The organism is Telluria sp. RT2P19 (assembly GCF_059685725.1).
This window is the reverse complement of the sequence record NZ_JCASIL010000001.1, coordinates 401,220-420,384: the sequence shown is the minus strand read 5'-3', so window position 1 is coordinate 420,384 and position 19,165 is coordinate 401,220. Positions and strand designations below refer to the sequence as shown.

Here is a 19,165-nt window from a genome sequence, read left to right as displayed (position 1 = left end):
ACTGATGCCGATGCGCCTGGCTTATGCCGACAGCGCCGCGAACGCGTTGTCGCGCACCTGCTCGACCTGGCCGACGCCCGAGATCTTGCGGTATTTCGGCGCGCCCGGCAGGCCCGATTCGGCCCACTTGCCGTAGTAACCCAGCAGCACTTCGGTCTGGTTATGGTACACCTCCAGGCGCTTCGACACGGTCTCGGCCTTGTCGTCGTCGCGCTGGACCAGCGGCTCGCCGGTGACGTCGTCGACGTCGGCGGTCTTGGGTGGATTGAACTTGACGTGGTACACGCGGCCCGAGGCCGGGTGCGAGCGGCGGCCTGTCATGCGCTCGAGGATCATCTCGTCGGGCACGTCGATCTCCAGCACGTAGTCGATGGTGACGCCGCTGTCCTTCATTGCCTCGGCCTGCGCGATGGTGCGCGGGAAGCCGTCGAACAGGTAGCCGTTGGCGCAGTCTGCATCTTTCAGGCGCTCCTTGACGAGACCGATGATGATGTCGTCGGACACCAGCTGTCCAGCATCCATGACCTTCTTGGCAGCCAGGCCCAGTTCAGTACCCGCCTTGATCGCGGCGCGCAGCATGTCGCCGGTCGAGATTTGCGGAATGTTGAACTTTTCCTTGATGAAGTTTGCCTGGGTGCCCTTGCCGGCACCGGGTGCTCCTAACAGAATGAGACGCATGAGTTTCCTGAGATTCTAGAAAATAATGAAGGTTTTTGGGAAATGTATAAATATTGATTGGTGCTGCGCGACTTCCTTGACACGGAAGTTACCACAAAAGTTGGCTTTCAAGCCAGTTTTGGGGGCCCTGCGGCATGGAATATTGATCCCGCGCAGACGGCCCCCTCACTTACCAGTGGTCTATATCAAGACGGGAAATGCAGGCGTACCCGCGCCAGGTCGTCCGGCGTGTCGACGCCGCCCGGTGGCGCTTTTTGTGTGACATGCACGGCGATCGGATAGCCATGCCACAGCACGCGCAGTTGTTCGAGCGCTTCGATGCCCTCGAGCGGCGAGACGTCCAGCTTCGGATAGGCCTGCAGGAAGGCGTTGCTGTAGGCGTAGAGGCCGATGTGGCGCAGCGGGGCGTAGCCCGCCGGCAGCGAATCCTGGCTCGCGGCGAAGGCGTCGCGGTGCCAGGGAATGGTGGCGCGCGAGAAGTAGAGCGCACGGCCAAGCTTGTCGAGCACCACCTTGACCACGTTCGGATTGAACACGTCGGCGGCGTCCAGGACTGGATGCGCGCAGGTGGCCATCGGCGTACTGGCGTCGATGCGGGCGGCGCAGGCCGCCAGCAGGGCCGGGTCGATCAGCGGTTCGTCGCCCTGCAGGTTGACCACCACGTCGTCGTCGCCCAGGCCCAGCACCTGCGCCACTTCGGCGATGCGGTCGGTGCCGGACGGATGGTCGGCGCGGGTCAGCACCGCGCTCACGCCATGCGCGGCGCAGGCGGCGGCGATGTCGTCATGGTCGGTGGCGACGATGATGCGCGCCGCGCCTGATTCGCGCGCGCGTTCGGCCACGCGCACCACCATGGGCTTGCCGCCCAGGTCGGCCAGCGGCTTGTTCGGCAGGCGGGTCGAGGCCAGGCGCGCCGGGATGATGACGGTAAAACTCATGCTGGTTCGATCTTGCGCGCCTGGTCGGCCCACATGATCGGGATGCCGTCGCGGATCGGATAGGCCAGGCGGTCGGCGCGGCAGGTCAGTTCCTGCGCCTTTTTGTCGAGTTCAAGCGGTCCCTTGCACAGCGGGCAGACCAGGATATCAAGCAAGCGAGCGTCCACGACATTTCTCCACGATTTGTTCGGCCAGGCGCGAGTCGAGCTGCGCCGTGACCGGCACGACCCACAGGCGTGGATCGTTTTTTAGATGATCAATTTGCCGACATTTTACTGCATCCTTCTCGGTGATCAGGATGAGATCGGCGTCGACCGCCGCGAAAGGCTCGTCCAGGAAGTCATGGTGGTCGGGCAAGGGCAGTTCGGCCACCGTCAGACCGGCGCCGCGCAGCATGGCGAAGAAGCGGCCCGGGTTGCCGATGCCGGCCGCGGCCACGATGCGTTTGTCACGCAGCCGGGCCAGCGGCACGCGCTCGCCGCCGCGCAGCGGCTCGGCATGCTCGCCCGCGAGGTGCATGCGCCACGGTTGCCCGCCGACCGCGTGCGCAAGGCCAGGGGTGAGCGCGGGCGCGTTGACGACCGTGAAATCGCGCCGCCGCGAAGGCGGCTCGCGCAAGGGGCCGGCCGGCAGCAGCCAGCCATTGCCGACGCCGCGGCCGTCGAACAGGACGATCTCGATGTCGCGCGCCAGCGCGTAGTGCTGCAAACCGTCGTCGGCGATCAGCACGTCGACCTCGGGGTGGGCCTGCAGCAGCGCCCTGCCCGCTTCAACCCGGCGGCGTCCGACCACGACCGGGCAGCCGCCGCGCGCAGCGATCAGCAGCGGTTCGTCGCCGACTTCGCGCGGATCGGATTGCGGGGTGACTGCGCGCGGCGCGCCTTCCTGGCCGCCATGGCCGCGCGAGATCACGCCGGGACGCAGCCCGGCCGCGCGCAGGCTCTCGGCCAGCCAGATCGTCAGCGGCGTCTTGCCAGTACCACCAATAAAGATATTGCCGACCACGATAACGGGCACCGGCAGGCGCTCGGAGCGCTTCAGGCCGGTACGAAACAGCAGTAGGCGCAGGCTGGACAGTAGGCGGAACAGCAGCGCCACCGGCAGCAGCGCCCATGCCAGGGCCCCGCGCCGGAGCCAGGCGCGGGTGAGGGTCGATTCGAGAGTGGAAGCCATGCGAAGAGAATTGAACAACCACCGAAGCGCGGCGCGCGCTTCGGGATTATTTGGCGGCGCCGGTCTGGGCCGCGAAGGTCAGCTTGTCGTAGCCGGCCACGCGCGCCGCTTCCAGCACATTGATCACCATCTGGTGCATCGCGAACTGGTCGGCGTTGACGATCACTACCGGGCTGGCCACCACTTGACCGTCGGTCGTGCGCGCGGCGCTTTTCATGTCCTGGGCCAGGCCCGCCACGCTGTTGAAGGCCACCGGCGTGTTGTTGACCGTGTAGTTGCCTTTGGCGTCGACCGTGACGTTGATCTCGAACGGCTTATCAAGCTGCTTCTCGGCCTCGGCGGTCGGCAGGGTGATCTGCAGCTCGGTGAACTTGCTGTAGGTGGTCGAGACCATCAGGAAGATCAGGACCACCAGCAGCACGTCGATGAACGGGATCAGGTTGATCTCCGGCTCTTCGCGCTTGCGGCCACGGCGAAAGTCCATCATTTGCGGGCACCGTGGACGACGTCGACCAGCTTCACGGCCTGCAGTTCCATCTCGACGATATACGTGTCGACCAGGTTACGGAAGTGGCGGTAGAAGACCAGGGCCGGCATGGCGATCGCCAGGCCGAAGCCGGTGTTGTACAGGGCAACCGAGATGCCGTGCGCCAGCTGCGCCGGGTTATTGCCGCCGGTCGGGGTCGAGGCGCCGAAGATCTCGATCATGCCGACCACCGTGCCGAACAGGCCCATCAGCGGCGCCAGCGACGCGATGGTGCCGAGGGTGGTCAGGAAGCGTTCCAGGCCGTGGGCCACGCCGCGGCCGGCCTCCTCGATCGACTCTTTCATGACGTCGCGCGGGGCGTCGACGTTGCGCAGTGCGGCGGCCAGCACGGTGCCGAGGGGGGAATTCTGTTCCAGCTTGTCGACCACGTCCGGCGTGACCTTGCCGCTGCGGTAGACGCGGATGACTTCATCGAGCAGGTTACGGGGCAGGATCTTCTCGCGGCGCAGGGTGATCAGGCGTTCGACGATGAGGGCAACGGCGACGATCGACGCGACCAGCAGGAACCAGATAGGCCAGCCTGCGGCTTGGAAAATGGCGAGCAAGGAATACTCCTGAGAGGAAAAAGATCAATTCGGCAATGTAGCAAGTTGGCAGCGAAGCGGCAAGTAGAGTTCTTCACAACTTCTGTGGATAAAATTGTGCGCAATGGTCGGGAGCATGGTCAAGAAGCTTGATTTTTAAGGGCTTTCTGTGCCTGCGCAAGAAAATGGCAGTCTCATGACTTGGCTCAACACGGCTTGGCTTGGCAAGTTGCTCACTAGAACAGTGTAGTTACGAACAAATTCTGTGGACAAAATTGTGTGCAAGGGTAGTCGGACTCGACTAAGTGACTGATTTTAATCGCTTTAATTGCCGAGCCCAAATAGCAGGCAGCGCAACTCGGCTGTACCTTGCATCCGGACGGGTTCAGTTCCACACAGGTTTTGTGGACAATAGTGTGAGCAAGGGCACTTTTAAGCCAGTAAGCCTTTGATTTATCTCAATAAACCATCATTGCTTAAAATACTAGCACCTCGCGTTATTTGCCAATAATAGCTGTCTTGCAAGCTGTTTCTGCAGGGATTGTTTGGCTTGAGATGAGCTTGTGCACACATTATTCGTCGTGTACACATTTTTTGTGGATAAGAATGTGAGGAAGATCAAACTTTACTGCTTAAGTCGTTGATTTGATTGATGATACCTAGCTCTGCCTTAAAATCTGGCATGGCCTGCCGCGCCGAGTTCATGCTGACGGGCGGCGGATCCGTACGTTCGAACCCTGTTGAGGTGTCACGAAAGTTTGCACAGATTCTGTGGACAACTTTGTGATCAAGCTTTCCGCCTGGAACGTAAGTCATTGATTCGTAACAATTCTGCTTATGCTGCCCAAGCGCTGTGCAGCGTCCTGTTCAAAGGATGAGTTCCCCACAGGTTTTGTGGATAAATCGTCTTCAAATGGCTTCTAGCCAGGCATAACCTATTGATTATAAGCAGATTTCAATAGATTGCATTGAAAAGCAGCAACACTAATGCCTGGCGCCAAGCACGTCTTCAAGGAAATCGCTTGTGGTTTGCCGCTGGATGGATAATGATCGCTGTCCCCATTTTTGCCAACACGCCATGCAACAACCGAACGACGCCGATCCAGCCTTCACCGCCCCCGCCGTCCTGAGCGTCAGCGCCCTGAACCAGCAGGTGGCGCGCCTGCTGGAGCGATCATTTCCGCTGGTGTGGATTGGCGGCGAAATCTCCAACTTCACCCGCGCCGCTTCCGGCCACTGGTATTTCACGCTCAAGGACGATGCGGCCCAGGTACGCGCCGTGATGTTTCGCAGCCGCGCCCAGATGGCCGGCTTCGTGCCGCGCGAGGGCGACAAGGTCGAGGTGCGTGCGCTGGTGACCCTGTACGGCGCGCGCGGCGACTACCAGATCAATGTCGAGGCGATCCGCCGCGCTGGCGTGGGACAGCTCTACGAAGCGTTCCTGCGCCTGAAGGAAAAGCTGGCTTCCCAAGGCCTGTTCGACGCCGACCGCAAGCGCCCGCTGCCGCTGTTCGCGCGCAGCATCGGCATCGTCACCAGCCCGCAGGCGGCCGCCCTGCGCGACGTGCTCACCGCGCTGCGCCGGCGCGCGCCGCATGTGCGGATCGTGCTCTATCCTGCCCCGGTCCAGGGCCAGTTCGCGGCCGACAAGATCGCCGAGGCCATCATGACCGCCTCGCGCCGTGCCGAAGTGGATGTGCTGCTGGTGTGCCGCGGCGGTGGCTCGATCGAAGACCTGTGGAGCTTCAACGAGGAATGCGTGGCGCGCGCGATCGACGCCTGCGCGATTCCCGTGATTGCGGGTGTGGGCCACGAGACCGACGTCACCATCGCCGACTTCGCCGCCGACGTACGCGCCGCGACGCCGACCGCGGCCGCCGAACTGGCCGCCACGCCGCGCGCCGACTGGCTGGCGTCGCTCGAAGGCGACGCCCTCGACCTGCGGCGCGCCATGGAGCGCCGCCTGCACGACGCCGGCCAGGGCCTGGACAACCTGAGCCGCCGCCTGCTGAACCCCTCGGCCCGGATCGGCCACCAGCGCCTGACACTCCTGTCGATGGCCACCGCCATGACGCATGCGGTCAAGCTGCCGGTGAACCGCCACAACCTGGCGCTGGCCCAGCTGCAGCAGCGCTGGTCGCGCCACCGTCCAGATATGCGGGCGCTGCGCGCGCAACTGCGGTCCGACGGCCGCCACCTGAACGCCAGCCTGTGCAATATGATCCAGGGAAAACGCGATGCGCTGGCCGGCCTGTCGGCCCAGCTCGAACTGCTGAACCCGCAGCGCACGCTGGAGCGTGGCTATGCCATCGTGCGCGACGGCAAGGGGCAGATCGTGCGCGATCCGGCCCAGATCCATGCGCGCGATACCCTCACGGTGCGCCTGGCCGGCGGCAGCGCCGAGGTCGGCGTGGCCCAGGTCCAGAGCGTCCTCGAGTGACTCCGCAAGGCCTGACCTTCGCTGTTGGCAATGCAAGCCTGCAACGTTGCTCCATATTGCGTAGAATAACGGCGCTATTAGAACAGCAATCTTTCCCAACCACTAAGGAATCGCACACATGGAACACACCCTGCCGCCGCTGCCGTACGCCAAGGACGCCCTGCAACCGCACATCTCGGCCGAAACCCTGGAATACCACCACGGCAAGCACCACCAGACCTATGTGACCAACCTGAACAACATGATCAAGGGCACCGAGTTCGAGAACATGTCGCTGGAAGAGATCATCAAGAAATCGTCGGGCGGTGTATTCAACAACTCGGCCCAGGTCTGGAACCACACCTTCTTCTGGAACTGCATGAGCCCGAACGGCGGCGGCGCGCCGACCGGCAAGGCACTGGACGCGATCAACGCCAAATGGGGTTCGTTCGACAAGTTCAAGGAAGAGTTCAACAAGTCGGCACTGGGCAACTTCGGTTCGGGCTGGACCTGGCTGGTGCAAAAGGCCGACGGCAGCGTCGACATCGTCAACACCTCGGGCGCCGGCACCCCGCTGACCACCACCGACGTGGCGCTCCTGACCGCCGACGTCTGGGAACACGCCTACTACATCGACTACCGCAACGCGCGCGCCAAGTTCCTGGACGCGTTCTGGAATGTCGCCAACTGGGAATTCGTGAACAAGAACTTCGTCTGAATCGGCTGACGGTCGCGCCGGTACCGGCGTGACCCGTCGACACCAGGGCCCGCACGCGCGGGCCTTTTCGTCGGTGCCGCCACAAGCGCCGCCTGCGCTTTACGACATCGGCTGCATCATGCGCGACACGCTGCTGCCCGCGCGCCTGCTTGATATGGATCAGCCCGTCTTTGGGGCATCCCGGCCGGACAGTCTGGACACTGCACGGCGCATTTCCCGCGCCGCCGCCAGGCGACGCCTCAAAGCAGGAACTGCGTATCGAGCCGGGCGCCGCACAGCGCGCCGTCGTAGCCTGGCAGCCCCGACAGCACTTGCTTGAAGTCGTCGCTCGACATCGCCGCCTGCGCTGCCATCAGCAGCGGCGTATCGAGCGCGCTGGCATGGCAGGCCAGGAAATACTGTTCGCGAATGATGGGAATGAAGTCGAGATCGAAGCGGCGCGCTGCCGTCTCGACGCCGAAGCCCACGTCGGCCATGTCGCTGGCAACATAGGCCGCCACCGCCGCGTGCGTGAATTCGGCCGTGCCGGAGCGGTTGATCAGCGCCGGATCGGCGCCGAGGTCGGCCAGCAGCAGTTCGAGCAGCACCCGCGTGCCCGACCCCTTCTGGCGGTTGACGAAGCGAAGATCCGGGCGCACCAGGTCGGCCAGCCCGCTCACGCCTTTCGGATTGCCCCTGGCGACGAAGATCCCCTGCATGCGGTACGCGAGGTGGAGCAGCGCGTGGCGCTCGGGATCGAGCCAGGGGCGGTACTTGGCCGCTGCCGCCCGCTGGAATTCTCCCATCGGCAGATGAAAGCCCGCCAGGTCGCACTCGCCGCGCGACAGCGCCGCCACCGCGTCGGTGCTGCCGCGATAATTGATGTCGACCGCGACGCCCTGCTCGTTCAACTGCTTCACCAGCGCGGCCACCGCGAACCCGTGCGAGGCCGTCATGCGCACGACCTGGGCATCGGCGGCCAGGACGCGCGCCAGTTCCTGCTGCAGTTCCGAGGCCAGGCTGTCGAGCATGGGGCTCAGGCGGGCGTGGATGCGGCGGTCGGCCCACATCAGCTTTTCGGCCAGCGGTGACAGCACCGTCCCTTTCCCGCGCACCTTGTGGACCAGGTCCACCCCGAACTGCGCCGAGAACTGCTGCAACAGCCCCCAGGCGTGGCGGTAGGACATGCCGCGCGCCGTGGCCGCCTTGCTGATCGAGCCCAGCTGGCTCACCGCCAGCAGCAATTCAAGCAGCGCCGGCAGCGCGGTCGGCGCCCCGGCGGCATCGCGCACGATCCAGTCCGGTCGTATCTCCACCTTAATCATATGCAAAATCCTTCATATTGAACACCTGTGAATCCGGTGCTACTCTGGTCGAAGCAGTCAATAAGAGCCGTTATATATGTTCCGATAAACATATGCAAGGCAGAGATGGAGACACCATGAATTCACCAGCCAACACCGACGCACAGGGCGTCATCGGCGACATCCTCGACCTTCACGCGCAGCGCGGCGTGCTTGGCCAGGACGCGCTGCTGCCGGTCCTGCACGCGATCCAGGACCGCCTCGGCTTCATCCCGCCCGACGCGGTCGAGGGGCTCGCGCAAGCGTTCAATCTTTCGCGCGCCGAGGTGCATGGCGTGATCACCTTCTACCACTTCTTCAAGACCACCCCGCCGGCGCGCTGCACGGTGCAGGTCTGCCGCGCCGAGGCCTGCCAGAGCATGGGCGGCGACGCCCTGCTGTCGCATGCCCGCCAGGCGCTGGGATGCGATCTGCATGAGCACAGCGCCGACGGCGGCTTCGCGCTGGAACCGGTGTACTGCCTCGGCCAGTGCGCCACGGCGCCCGCCATCATGATCAACGACGCCGTGCACGCCCGCGTGACGCCGGCGCGTTTCGACACCCTGGTCGCCAAGGCGTCCACCAGCGCCAAGGAGGCAGCATGAGCGTACGCATCCACGTCCCGGCCGATTCCGCGGCGCTGGCCCTGGGCGCCGACGACGTCGCCAGCGCGATCGTGCGCGAGGCGGTGCGACGCGGCATCGCCATCGAACTGGTGCGCAACGGCACGCGCGGCCTGCTGTACCTCGAGCCGCTGGTCGAAGTCGAGACGCCCGCCGGCCGCATCGGCTTCGGCAACGTCGATGAAAGCGACGTCGCCGACCTGTTCGAGGCCGGCTTCCATGGCGGCCAATCCACGCACCGCCTGGCGCTCGGTCTGGTCGAACAGATTCCCTACCTGGCGCGGCAGACGCGCCTGACCTTCGCCCGCTGCGGCATCACCGATCCGCTGTCGCTCACCGACTACGAAGCCCACGGCGGTTACCGCGGCCTGCGCCAGGCCGTGACGATGACGGGCGCCGACATCGTCGCCGCGGTGACCGCGTCGGGCCTGCGCGGACGCGGCGGCGCCGCCTTCCCTACCGGGATCAAGTGGAACACGGTGCTGCGCGCGCCGGGCTACCAGAAATACATCGTCTGCAACGCCGACGAAGGCGACTCCGGCACCTTTGCCGACCGCATCGTCATGGAAAGCGATCCCTTCGTCCTGATCGAGGGCATGACGATCGCCGGCCTGGCGGTCGGCGCCACCCGCGGCTTCATCTACGTGCGCAGCGAGTACCCGCATGCGATCGCCGCGCTGAATCACGCCATTGGCACCGCCACGCGCGCCGGCCTGCTCGGGCCGAACGTCGCCGGCAGCGGCCGCGCCTTCGAGCTCGAGGTGCGCAAGGGCGCCGGCGCGTATATCTGCGGCGAAGAAACCGCCCTGCTCGAGAGCATCGAGGGCAAGCGCGGCGTGGTGCGCGCCAAGCCGCCCCTGCCCGCGCTGGCCGGGCTGTTCGGCCAGCCGACCGTGATCAACAACGTGCTGTCGCTGGCCTCGGTGCCGATCATCCTCGACAAGGGCGCGCAGTACTACCAGGACTTCGGCATGGGTCGCTCGCGCGGCACGCTGCCGGTGCAGCTGGCCGGTAATATCAAGCACGGCGGCCTGATCGAACTCGCCTTCGGCGCCACGCTGCGCGAAATCCTGTACGACTACGGCGGCGGCAGCGCCAGTGGCCGGCCGATCAAGGCGGTGCAGGTGGGTGGCCCGCTGGGCGCCTACCTGCCGCCCTCGCAGTGGGACACCCCGCTCGACTACGAAGCCTTTGCCGCCCTGTGGGCCGTGCTGGGCCACGGCGGCATCGTCGTCCACGACGACAGCGCCGACATGGCCGCTCTGGCGCGCTACGCGATGGAATTCTGCGCCATCGAGTCGTGCGGCAAATGCACGCCCTGCCGCATCGGGTCCACCCGCGGCGTGGAAGTGATCGACAAGATCCGCACGGGCGACGAACGCCCGAAACAGGTCATCCTGCTGCGCAGCCTGTGCGACACCATGCTCAATGGTTCGCTGTGCGCCATGGGCGGCATGACGCCCTATCCGGTGCTGTCGGCGCTGAACCACTTCCCGCAAGACTTCGGCCAGGTGGCCGGCGACGCATTGGCCGCCTGAGTGGCGGCCCAGGAGAACCCCATGATCGAAACCATCCTCACCCGCGATTTCGGCACGCCGGCGAAAGAAATCAACCTGGCCACCGAGATGATCACCCTGACCATCGACGGCGTCGAGGTGACCGTCCCGGCCGGGACCTCGCTGATGCGCGCGGCGGCCGAGAACAGCATCAACATTCCCAAGCTGTGCGCCACCGACAGCCTGGAGCCGTTCGGCTCCTGCCGCCTGTGCCTGGTCGAGATCGAAGGCCGCCGCGGTTATCCGGCCTCGTGCACCACGCCGGCCGAGGCGGGCATGGTCGTGCGCACCCAAAGCCACAAGCTGCAAGAGATCCGCAAGGGAGTCATGGAGCTGTACATCTCCGACCACCCGCTCGACTGCCTGACCTGCCCCGCCAACGGCAACTGCGAGCTGCAGGACATGGCCGGCGTCACCGGGCTGCGCGAGGTACGCTACGGCTACGAAGGCGCCAACCACCTGAAGCTCGGGAAGGACGAGAGCAATCCCTACTTCACCTTCGATTCGTCCAAGTGCATCGTCTGCAACCGCTGCGTGCGCGCCTGTGAAGAGACGCAAGGCACCTTCGCCCTGACCATCTCCGGACGCGGCTTCGACGCGCGCGTCGCGGCCGGCCAGAGCGAATCGTTCATGGAATCCGAATGCGTGTCCTGTGGCGCCTGTGTCGAGGCCTGCCCCACCGCCACCCTCACCGAGAAATCGGTCATCTGGCTCGGCCAGGCCGAGCACAGCATCACCACGACGTGCGCCTATTGCGGCGTCGGCTGCTCGCTCAACGCCGAGATGAAGGGCAACGAGGTGGTGCGCATGGTGCCGACCCGGGACGGCAAGGCCAACGAGGGCCATGCCTGCGTCAAGGGCCGCTTCGCCTGGGGCTACGCGACCCACAAGGACCGCATCCTGAAACCCATGATCCGTGCGAAGATCACCGATCCATGGAAGGAAGTATCGTGGGATGAAGCGCTCGACTATGCGGCCTCGGAATTCAGGCGCATCCAGGCCAAGCACGGCCAGGATGCGATCGGCGGCATCGTCTCTTCGCGTTGCACCAACGAAGAAGGCTACCTGGTCCAGAAGCTGGTGCGCGCGGCGTTTGGCAACAACAACGTCGACACCTGCGCCCGCGTGTGCCACTCGCCGACTGGCTACGGCCTCAAGACCACGCTCGGCGAATCGGCCGGCACCCAGACCTTCAAGTCGGTGGAGAAGGCCGACGTCATCCTGGTGATCGGCGCCAACCCGACCGACGGCCACCCGGTGTTCGCGTCGCGCATGAAGAAGCGCCTGCGCCAGGGTGCGCGGCTGATCGTCATCGATCCGCGCCGCATCGACCTGGTCAAGTCGCCGCACATCCGCGCCCAGCACCACCTGCAGCTGCGCCCCGGCACCAATGTCGCGATAGTCAGCGCGCTGGCCCACGTCATCGTCACCGAAGACCTGATGGCCAACGATTTCATCGCCGAGCGCTGCGACCTGCGCGCCTTCGCCCAGTGGCGCGACTTCGTCGCCCGGCCCGAGAATTCACCGGAAGCGACCGAGGAGATCACCGGCGTGCCGGCCCAGCAGGTGCGCGATGCGGCCCGCCTGTATGCGCTCGGGGGCAACGGTGCGATCTTCTACGGCCTGGGCGTGACCGAACACGCCCAGGGGTCGACCGCCGTCATGGGCATCGCCAACCTGGCGATGGTGACGGGTAATGTCGGCCGCGCGGGCGTGGGCGTCAATCCGCTGCGCGGACAGAACAATGTGCAGGGTTCCTGCGACATCGGCTCCTTCCCGCATGAACTGCCGGGCTACCGCCACGTCTCGGACACCACCGTGCGCACCCTGTTCGAACAGGCATGGGGCGTGCCGCTGCAGGCCGAACCGGGGCTGCGCATCCCCAATATGTTCGAAGCGGCCCTCGACGGCAGCTTCATGGGCCTGTACTGCCAGGGCGAGGACATCGTCCAGTCCGACCCGAACACCCAGCACGTCACCTCGGCACTGGAGGCGATGGAGTGCATCGTGGTGCAGGATATCTTCCTGAACGAGACGGCGAAGTATGCCCACGTGCTGCTGCCGGGGTCGTCGTTCCTGGAAAAGGACGGCACGTTCACCAATGCCGAGCGGCGCATCTCGCGCGTGCGCAAGGTGATGCCGCCCAGGGCCGGCTACGCCGACTGGGAAGTCACGATGGCGCTGTCGAACCGCCTGGGTTACCCGATGAACTACCGCCATCCGTCCGAGATCATGGACGAGATCGCGCTTCTTACGCCGACCTTCGCCGGCGTGAGCTACCGGCGCCTCGATGAACTGGGCAGCATCCAGTGGCCATGCAACGACGAGGCCCCGGAAGGCACGCCGACCATGCACGTCGACCAGTTCGTGCGCGGCAAGGGCCGCTTCATCATCACCCAGTACGTCGCCACCGATGAAAAAGTGACGCGCAAGTACCCGCTGATCCTCACCACCGGCCGCATCCTGTCGCAGTACAACGTCGGCGCGCAGACGCGCCGGACCGAGAACGTGCGCTGGCACGCCGAGGACCGCCTCGAGATCCATCCCCACGACGCCCAGGAACGCGGCATCGAGGACGGCCAGTGGGTCGGAGTGCAAAGCCGCTCGGGGGAGACCGTGCTGCGGGCGATGGTCACCGAACGCATGCAGCCGGGCGTGGTCTACACCACCTTCCACTTCCCCGAGTCCGGCGCCAACGTCATCACGACCGAGAACTCCGACTGGGCCACCAACTGCCCCGAGTACAAGGTGACGGCGGTGCAGGTGATGCATGTGCAGCAGCAATCGGACTGGCAGCTGGAATACGCCCGCTTCAACCGCGAACAGCTGGGCCTGGCGGAACCGGTCGCATGATGTGCGCCATCGACATCGAGGAGCAAGACCAGGTGGAGCCGGCCTTCCACCACGCCCGGAGCGCGCGCATGGCGGTGGCGCGCATGCGCGCCGGCCTGCCTGACAGCGCCCGGGCGCTACTATCCGAGGACGAGCTGGCCGAGGAAGTGCCGGTGGCGCTCGAGTACAACGGCGTCTCGCACGCCGTGATGCTGGCCACGCCAGGCGACCTGGAGGAATTCGCGCTCGGCTTTTCGCTGAGCGAAGGCATCGTCGCTTCGCCCGCCGAATTCTACGGGGTCGAGATCGCGGTCGGCGCGGCCGGCATCACTGCCCACATCGACGTCGCGGCTGCCGCCTTCATGCGCCTCAAGGAACGCCGGCGCAGCCTGGCCGGCCGCACCGGCTGCGGCCTGTGCGGCGCCGACAGCCTGGCCCAAGTGATCCGTCCCCTGCCGCCCCTGGCGCCCACCCGGGCGCTGTCCGACGCGGCGATCCGGCGCGCCGTGGCCCAGGTGAGGCAGCAGCAGCCGCTCAACCGCCTCACCGGCGCCACCCACGCGGCGCTCTGGTGCGGCCGCGACGGCGCATCGCGCGCGGCCTTCGAGGACGTCGGCCGCCACAACGCGCTCGACAAGCTGATCGGCGGCCTGCACATGGGTCGCGCCGACCTGGACGATGGTTTTGCCCTGATCACCAGTCGCGCCAGCGTCGAAATGGTGCAAAAGGCCGCCACCGTCGGCATCGCCGCCCTGGTGGCGATTTCCGCCCCCACCGCGCTCGCGGTCCGCACCGCGCAGGACTGCGGCCTGACCCTGGTCGCCTTTGCCCGCGGCGACGACTTCGTCGCCTACGCACATGGCGCCAACATCGCAATGGACACAGCATGAACATCGAGAACCTGGTCACCATGGCCAACCAGATCGGCACCTTCTTCGAGTCCTATCCGAACCAGGAGGAAGGCCGCACCGAGATCGCCAACCACCTGCAGCGCTTCTGGGCGCCGCGCATGCGCAGCCAGCTGTTTTCGCACATCGACGACGCGCAGGGCGAAGGGCTCAGGCCGATCGTGATCGAGGCACTGGTGGAGCACCGGCGCGAGCACATGCCGCCGCCGCCGCCGGGTGGCGACGCGGGCTGATTCCCCACGTACCGTTGCAGGACGTGGGGTGGGCGGCTTGTCCGCCCACGCGTTCAACCGAAGCAAGCATCTCCATCAGGGCGTGGGGTGGGCGGCTTGGCCGCCCACGCGTTCAACCGAAGCAAGCATCTCCATCAGGACGTGGGGTGGGCGGCTTGTCCGCCCACGCGTTCAACCGAAGCAAGCATCTCCATCAGGACGTGGGGTGGGCGGCTTGTCCGCCCACGCGTTCAAACGAAGCAAGCATCTCCATCAGGACGTGGGGTGGGCGGCTTGGCCGCCCACGCGTTCAACCGAAGCAAGCATCTCCATCAGGACGTGGGGTGGGCGGCTTGGCCGCCCACGCGTTCAACCGAAGCGAGCATCTCCATCATGCGTGCGTCATCTGGACGCGTGGACGGACAAGCCGTCCACCCTACGGCCGATCGTGATCGAGGCACTGGTGGAGCGCCGGCGCGAGCACATGCCAGCGCCGCCGGGTAGCGACGCGGGCTGATTCCTTACGTACCTTTGCAGGACGTGGCGTGGGCGGCTTGTCCGCCTACGCGTTCAACCGAAGCGAGCATCTCCATCATGCGTGCGTCATCTGGACGCGTGGACGGACAAGCCGTCCACCCTACGGCCGATCGTGATCGGGGCACTGGTGGAGCGCCGGCGCGAGCACATGCCAGCGCCGCCGGATAGCGACGCGGGCTGATTCCCCACGTACCGTTGCATGACATGGGGTGGGCGGCTTGGCCGCCCACGCGTTCAACCGAAGCGAGCATCTCCATGCCTGCGTCATCTGGACGCGTGGACGGACAAGCCGTCCACCCTACGGCCGATCGTGATCGAGGCACTGGTGGAGCGCCGGCGCGAGCACATGCCAGCGCCGCCGGGTGGCGACGCGGGCTGATTCCCCACGTACCGTTGCATGACGTGGGGTGGGCGGCTTGTCCGCCTACGCGTTCAACCGAAGCGAGCATCTCCATCATGCGTGCGTCATCTGGACGCGTGGACGGACAAGCCGTCCACCCCGCGCCTGCATTCCTTCCCGCCTTACGATGACGCCGGCGCCGTCTCCAGCTGGGCCAGGCGTGCACGCAGCTTGCGCTCCTCGCCCCAGCGTTCGGTCTCGTCGCGCACCAGTGCGACGATCGACGTCACCTCGCCACCAGGGCCATGCACCAGCGCGACGGTAAACGCGATCGACAAGGGCTTGTCGTCCTTGTGCAGGGCCGGCACGCGCAGCAGGTCGGCGCCGTAGCGCGTCTCGCCCGTGGCCATGGTCTTGTGATAACCGTCCCAATGGCGCTGGCGTTGACGCTGCGGAACGATCAGGTCCAGTGACTGGCCGATGGCCTCGCTTTCGGTGAAACCGAAGATGCGCGTTGCGGCCGCATTCCAGAAGGTGATGGCGCCTGCAGCATCGCATACGATGACGGCGTCGCCCAGTGCGTGCAGCAGTTGTTGAAAATCGATTTCGGCTTGCATGATTTCTTCTTCCCCCAAAAAAGCAGGTGCGCGTCGCAGGCAGCCGACGCGCACCGGACTCCTATCCAGGCACTTCCAGGATCAGACCACTTGCTGCTCGTGCAGCGCCGCGATCTCCTTGCTGCTGTATCCCAGGCTTTCCAGCACCTCGTCGGTGTGTTCGCCCAGCAGCGGCGAACCCTTGATGTCGACCTTCATGTCGGAGAACTTGATCGGGCTGCCCACGGTCAGGTACTTGCCGCGCTCCTTGTGGTCGACCTCGGCGATCGTGCCGCTGGCGCGCAGCGACGGATCGGCGGCGATTTCCTTCATCGACAACACCGGCGAGCAAGGAATGTCGAACTTGCGCAGGATGTCGACCGCCTCGAACTTGGTCTTGTCCTTCAGCCATGCTTCGATCGTGCCGAAGATGTCGAAGATCTTGTCCTGGCGCGCGCCGGCGGTCATGTAGGCCGGGTCGTCGATCCACTCTTCCTTGCCGATCGCCTTGCAGATCGGCGCCCAGGCATGGCCCTGGATGGTGAAGTAGATGTAGGCGTTGGGGTCGTTCTCCCAGCCCTTGCACTTGAGTACCCAGCCCGGCTGGCCGCCGCCGCCGGCATTGCCGCCGCGCGGAACCACGTCCGAGAACTTGCCATGCGGGTACTGCGGATACTCTTCCAGGTAGCCGACCCGGTCCAGGCGCTGCTGGTCGCGCAATTTCACACGGCACAGGTTCAGCACGCTGTCCTGCATCGATACCGCCACCTTCTGGCCCTTGCCCGTCATGTCGCGCGCGCGCAGGGCGGTCAGGATGCCGATCGCCAGGTGCATGCCGGTATTGCTGTCGCCCAGGGCGGCAGCGCTGACGGTCGGTGGACCATCGTCGAAACCGGTGGTCGAGGCCGCGCCGCCGGCGCACTGCGCCACGTTTTCATAGACCTTCAGGTCTTCGTAGTGGTGGCCGTCGCTGAAACCCTTCACCGATGCGACGATCATGCTTGGATTCAGCTCCTTGATGTGTTCCCAGGTAAAGCCCATGCGGTCGAGCGCGCCCGGTCCGAAGTTCTCGACCAGCACGTCCGACTCCTTGATCAGCTTGGTCAAGATTTCCTTGCCTTCGGGCTTCTTGGTATCCAGCGTCAGCGAACGCTTATTGCTGTTGAGCATGGTGAAATACAGGGCGTCGACACCCGGGATGTCGCGCAGCTGCGAGCGCGTGACGTCGCCGGCGCCGGGACGCTCGACCTTGATCACGTCGGCGCCGAACCATGCAAGTAGCTGGGTACAGGCCGGGCCGGCCTGGACGTGGGTGAAGTCGATGATCTTGATACCTTCGAGTGGTTTGCTCATGATGTCAGTCTCCTTTATTCAGTCGATATTGCGGGCCCCGCCGGCGGCCCCGTGGGCGCCGGCGGTCGTGCGTGTCGCTGTCATGCCTGTCATGTCACTTTTTTGCGTTGCTTTGCGGATTCAGATTGGTCAGGCGGCCGCTCTCGGTGCCGGCGGTCTCGTCGATCACGGCATTGATCAGGGCGGGCTTGCCGGCGGCGATCGCCTCGGCCAGCGCGCTGGCCAGTTCTTCCGGGGTGGTCGCGTGGTAACCGATGCCGCCGAAGGCCTCGATCATCTTGTCGTAGCGGGCGTTCTTGACGAACACGGTCGGGGCCACGTCCTTGCCGCCGGTCGGATTGACGTCGGTGCCGCGGTACACGCCGTTGTTGTTGAAGATGATCGTCGTGACCGGCAGCTCGTAGCGGCAGATCGTCTCGAGTTCCATGCCGCTGAAACCGAAGGCGCTGTCGCCCTCGATCGCGACCACCGGCTTGCCGCTGACGACGGCCGCGCCGATCGCGTAGCCCATGCCGATGCCCATGATGCCCCAGGTGCCGGAGTCGAAACGCTTGCGCGGCTGGTACTGGTCGACGATGCTGCGCGCATAGTCGAGGGTATTGGCGCCCTCGTTGACCAGGTTGATGTCCGGATGGTCCTTCAGCACGTCGCGGATGGCCCGCAGCGCGGTGTGGAAGTTCATCGGCGCCGCATCGCGGTTGAGCAGCGCCGCCATCTTGGCCGTGTTCTGCTCCTTGCGTTCGGCGATCGGGCCGAGCCATTCCGCGTCGGGCCGGGCGATGCCGGCGCCGTCGAGGCCGTCGAGCAGGGCCGCCACGCACGAGCCGATATCGCCGATCAGCGGCGCGGCGATCGCCACGTTGCTGTCGATTTCGGTCGGCGAGATATCGATCTGGACGAACTGCTTGGGTTTGCCCCAGGTCTTGCCCTTGCCATGGGCCAGCAGCCAGTTCAGGCGCGCGCCGATCAGCACCACGACGTCGGCCTCGGCCAGTACATAGGAGCGCGCCGCCGAAGCCGACTGGGCGTGGGTATCCGGCAGCAGGCCCTTGGCCATCGACATCGGCAGGTAGGGAATGCCGGTGCGCTCGACCAGCGCGCGGATGTCGTCGTCGGCCTGGGCGTAGGCGGCGCCCTTGCCGAGCAGGATCAGCGGCTTTTTCGCGCCCTTGAGCAGCGCCAGCGCGCGCTGCACCGCATCCTGGCTTGGGATCTGGCGCGGCACCGGGTCGACCACCTTGATCAGGGAGCGCTTGGCGTGGCCGGCCTCGATGGTCTGCGCCAGCAGCTGCGCCGGCAGGTCGAGATAGACGCCGCCCGGGCGGCCCGACACGGCGGCGCGAATCGCACGCGCGACGCCGACGCCGATGTCCTCGGCCTTGTTGATGCGGTAGGACGCCTTGGCGTAGGGCTTGGCCGCGTTCAGCTGATCCATTTCTTCATAGTCGCCCTGTTGCAGGTCGACGATCTCGCGTTCGCTCGACCCGGAAATCAGGATCATCGGGAAGCAGTTGGTGGTCGCATTGGCCAGTGCTGTCAGGCCGTTGAGGAAGCCCGGCGCCGAGACGGTCAGGCAAATACCCGGCTTTTGCGTCATATAGCCGGCGATCGCCGCGGCATTGCCGGCGTTCTGTTCATGACGAAAGCCGATGAAGCGCATCCCCTCGGCCTGCGCCAGGCGCGCCAGGTCGGTAATCGGAATGCCGACCAGGCCGAAAATCGTATCGATGTCGTTGTGTTTCAGCGCATCGATTACCAGGTGGAAGCCGTCGGTCACGTCTACCGATACGTGGTTAGTCATTGCTGTCTCCAGTTATTGTCGATCCGGGCAGAACGCGGTGTGTAACGCCCGCAAACCATCATAGCCAGCGCCCCTGATTTGTCTCATT

The 19,165-nt window shown here is 65.3% G+C and carries 17 protein-coding genes; 7 read left to right on the top strand and 10 right to left on the bottom strand.

Annotated elements, in window-relative coordinates:
- Positions 1-21 precede the first annotated feature (21 nt).
- The 6 genes from adk to AC56KW_RS01775 all read right to left on the bottom strand — a co-directional run bounded on the left by adk (position 22) and on the right by AC56KW_RS01775 (position 3,881).
- A complete protein-coding gene (gene adk / locus AC56KW_RS01800) occupies positions 22-678 on the bottom strand; it encodes an adenylate kinase (protein WP_497169013.1) in 657 nt (218 codons plus the stop codon).
- Positions 679-863: 185 nt separating this feature from the next.
- Entirely contained in the window at positions 864-1,616 is a 753-nt protein-coding gene (gene kdsB / locus AC56KW_RS01795; RefSeq protein ID WP_497169012.1) for a 3-deoxy-manno-octulosonate cytidylyltransferase, read from the bottom strand.
- Complete coding sequence (locus AC56KW_RS01790) at positions 1,613-1,783, bottom strand: Trm112 family protein (RefSeq protein ID WP_005669111.1); 171 nt, start codon at positions 1,781-1,783, stop codon at positions 1,613-1,615. The genes kdsB and AC56KW_RS01790 overlap by 4 nt, the downstream gene beginning before the upstream one ends.
- Complete coding sequence (lpxK, locus tag AC56KW_RS01785; protein ID WP_497169011.1) at positions 1,764-2,789, bottom strand: tetraacyldisaccharide 4'-kinase; 1,026 nt, start codon at positions 2,787-2,789, stop codon at positions 1,764-1,766. The genes AC56KW_RS01790 and lpxK overlap by 20 nt, the downstream gene beginning before the upstream one ends.
- A gap of 46 nt (positions 2,790-2,835) precedes the next feature.
- Complete coding sequence (locus AC56KW_RS01780) at positions 2,836-3,273, bottom strand: ExbD/TolR family protein (protein ID WP_497169075.1); 438 nt, start codon at positions 3,271-3,273, stop codon at positions 2,836-2,838.
- Entirely contained in the window at positions 3,273-3,881 is a 609-nt protein-coding gene (locus AC56KW_RS01775; RefSeq protein ID WP_497169010.1) for a MotA/TolQ/ExbB proton channel family protein, read from the bottom strand. Before AC56KW_RS01775 ends, AC56KW_RS01780 begins: the two co-directional genes overlap by 1 nt.
- A 1,057-nt stretch (positions 3,882-4,938) precedes the next feature.
- Here AC56KW_RS01775 and xseA point away from each other — a divergent pair.
- A complete protein-coding gene (xseA, locus tag AC56KW_RS01770) occupies positions 4,939-6,300 on the top strand; it encodes an exodeoxyribonuclease VII large subunit (RefSeq protein WP_497169009.1) in 1,362 nt (453 codons plus the stop codon).
- Positions 6,301-6,418: 118 nt separating this feature from the next.
- Positions 6,419-6,997, top strand: coding sequence for a superoxide dismutase (locus AC56KW_RS01765; RefSeq protein WP_497169008.1), 579 nt, complete (start codon positions 6,419-6,421; stop codon positions 6,995-6,997).
- Positions 6,998-7,236: 239 nt separating this feature from the next.
- Here the strand turns inward: AC56KW_RS01765 and AC56KW_RS01760 are convergent, their stop codons facing one another.
- Positions 7,237-8,301 (bottom strand): substrate-binding domain-containing protein, encoded by a 1,065-nt coding sequence (locus AC56KW_RS01760; protein WP_497169007.1) that lies wholly within the window; start codon positions 8,299-8,301, stop codon positions 7,237-7,239.
- A 116-nt stretch (positions 8,302-8,417) separates the two neighbouring features.
- Between AC56KW_RS01760 and AC56KW_RS01755 the strand changes: the two genes are divergently transcribed.
- Genes AC56KW_RS01755 through AC56KW_RS01735 form a run of 5 tightly spaced genes read left to right on the top strand, consistent with a single transcriptional unit; the run spans position 8,418 to position 14,471 of the window.
- A complete protein-coding gene (locus AC56KW_RS01755; RefSeq protein ID WP_497169006.1) occupies positions 8,418-8,924 on the top strand; it encodes a formate dehydrogenase subunit gamma in 507 nt (168 codons plus the stop codon).
- Positions 8,921-10,480, top strand: coding sequence for a formate dehydrogenase beta subunit (locus AC56KW_RS01750; protein ID WP_497169005.1), 1,560 nt, complete (start codon positions 8,921-8,923; stop codon positions 10,478-10,480). The genes AC56KW_RS01755 and AC56KW_RS01750 overlap by 4 nt, the downstream gene beginning before the upstream one ends.
- A gap of 21 nt (positions 10,481-10,501) precedes the next feature.
- The gene (fdhF, locus tag AC56KW_RS01745; RefSeq protein WP_497169004.1) at positions 10,502-13,351 is read left to right on the top strand and encodes a formate dehydrogenase subunit alpha; all 2,850 of its coding nucleotides are present in this window, start codon (positions 10,502-10,504) and stop codon (positions 13,349-13,351) included.
- Positions 13,348-14,220 carry a formate dehydrogenase accessory sulfurtransferase FdhD gene (fdhD, locus tag AC56KW_RS01740; RefSeq protein WP_497169003.1) on the top strand — a complete coding sequence of 291 codons (873 nt, stop codon included), beginning with the start codon at positions 13,348-13,350 and terminating at the stop codon, positions 14,218-14,220. The genes fdhF and fdhD overlap by 4 nt, the downstream gene beginning before the upstream one ends.
- Positions 14,217-14,471 carry a formate dehydrogenase subunit delta gene (locus AC56KW_RS01735; protein WP_497169002.1) on the top strand — a complete coding sequence of 85 codons (255 nt, stop codon included), beginning with the start codon at positions 14,217-14,219 and terminating at the stop codon, positions 14,469-14,471. Before fdhD ends, AC56KW_RS01735 begins: the two co-directional genes overlap by 4 nt.
- Positions 14,472-15,509: 1,038 nt before the next feature.
- On the opposite strand, the gene AC56KW_RS01730 is transcribed toward AC56KW_RS01735, so the two are convergent.
- The 3 genes from AC56KW_RS01730 to oxc form a co-directional block, all read right to left on the bottom strand.
- A complete protein-coding gene (locus tag AC56KW_RS01730; protein WP_497169001.1) occupies positions 15,510-15,944 on the bottom strand; it encodes a PAS domain-containing protein in 435 nt (144 codons plus the stop codon).
- A gap of 81 nt (positions 15,945-16,025) precedes the next feature.
- On the bottom strand, positions 16,026-17,276 hold the full coding sequence (gene frc / locus AC56KW_RS01725; RefSeq protein ID WP_497169000.1) for a formyl-CoA transferase: 1,251 nt from the start codon (positions 17,274-17,276) through the stop codon (positions 16,026-16,028).
- Positions 17,277-17,370: 94 nt separating this feature from the next.
- Complete coding sequence (gene oxc, locus AC56KW_RS01720; RefSeq protein ID WP_497168999.1) at positions 17,371-19,077, bottom strand: oxalyl-CoA decarboxylase; 1,707 nt, start codon at positions 19,075-19,077, stop codon at positions 17,371-17,373.
- Positions 19,078-19,165: the final 88 nt, after the last annotated feature.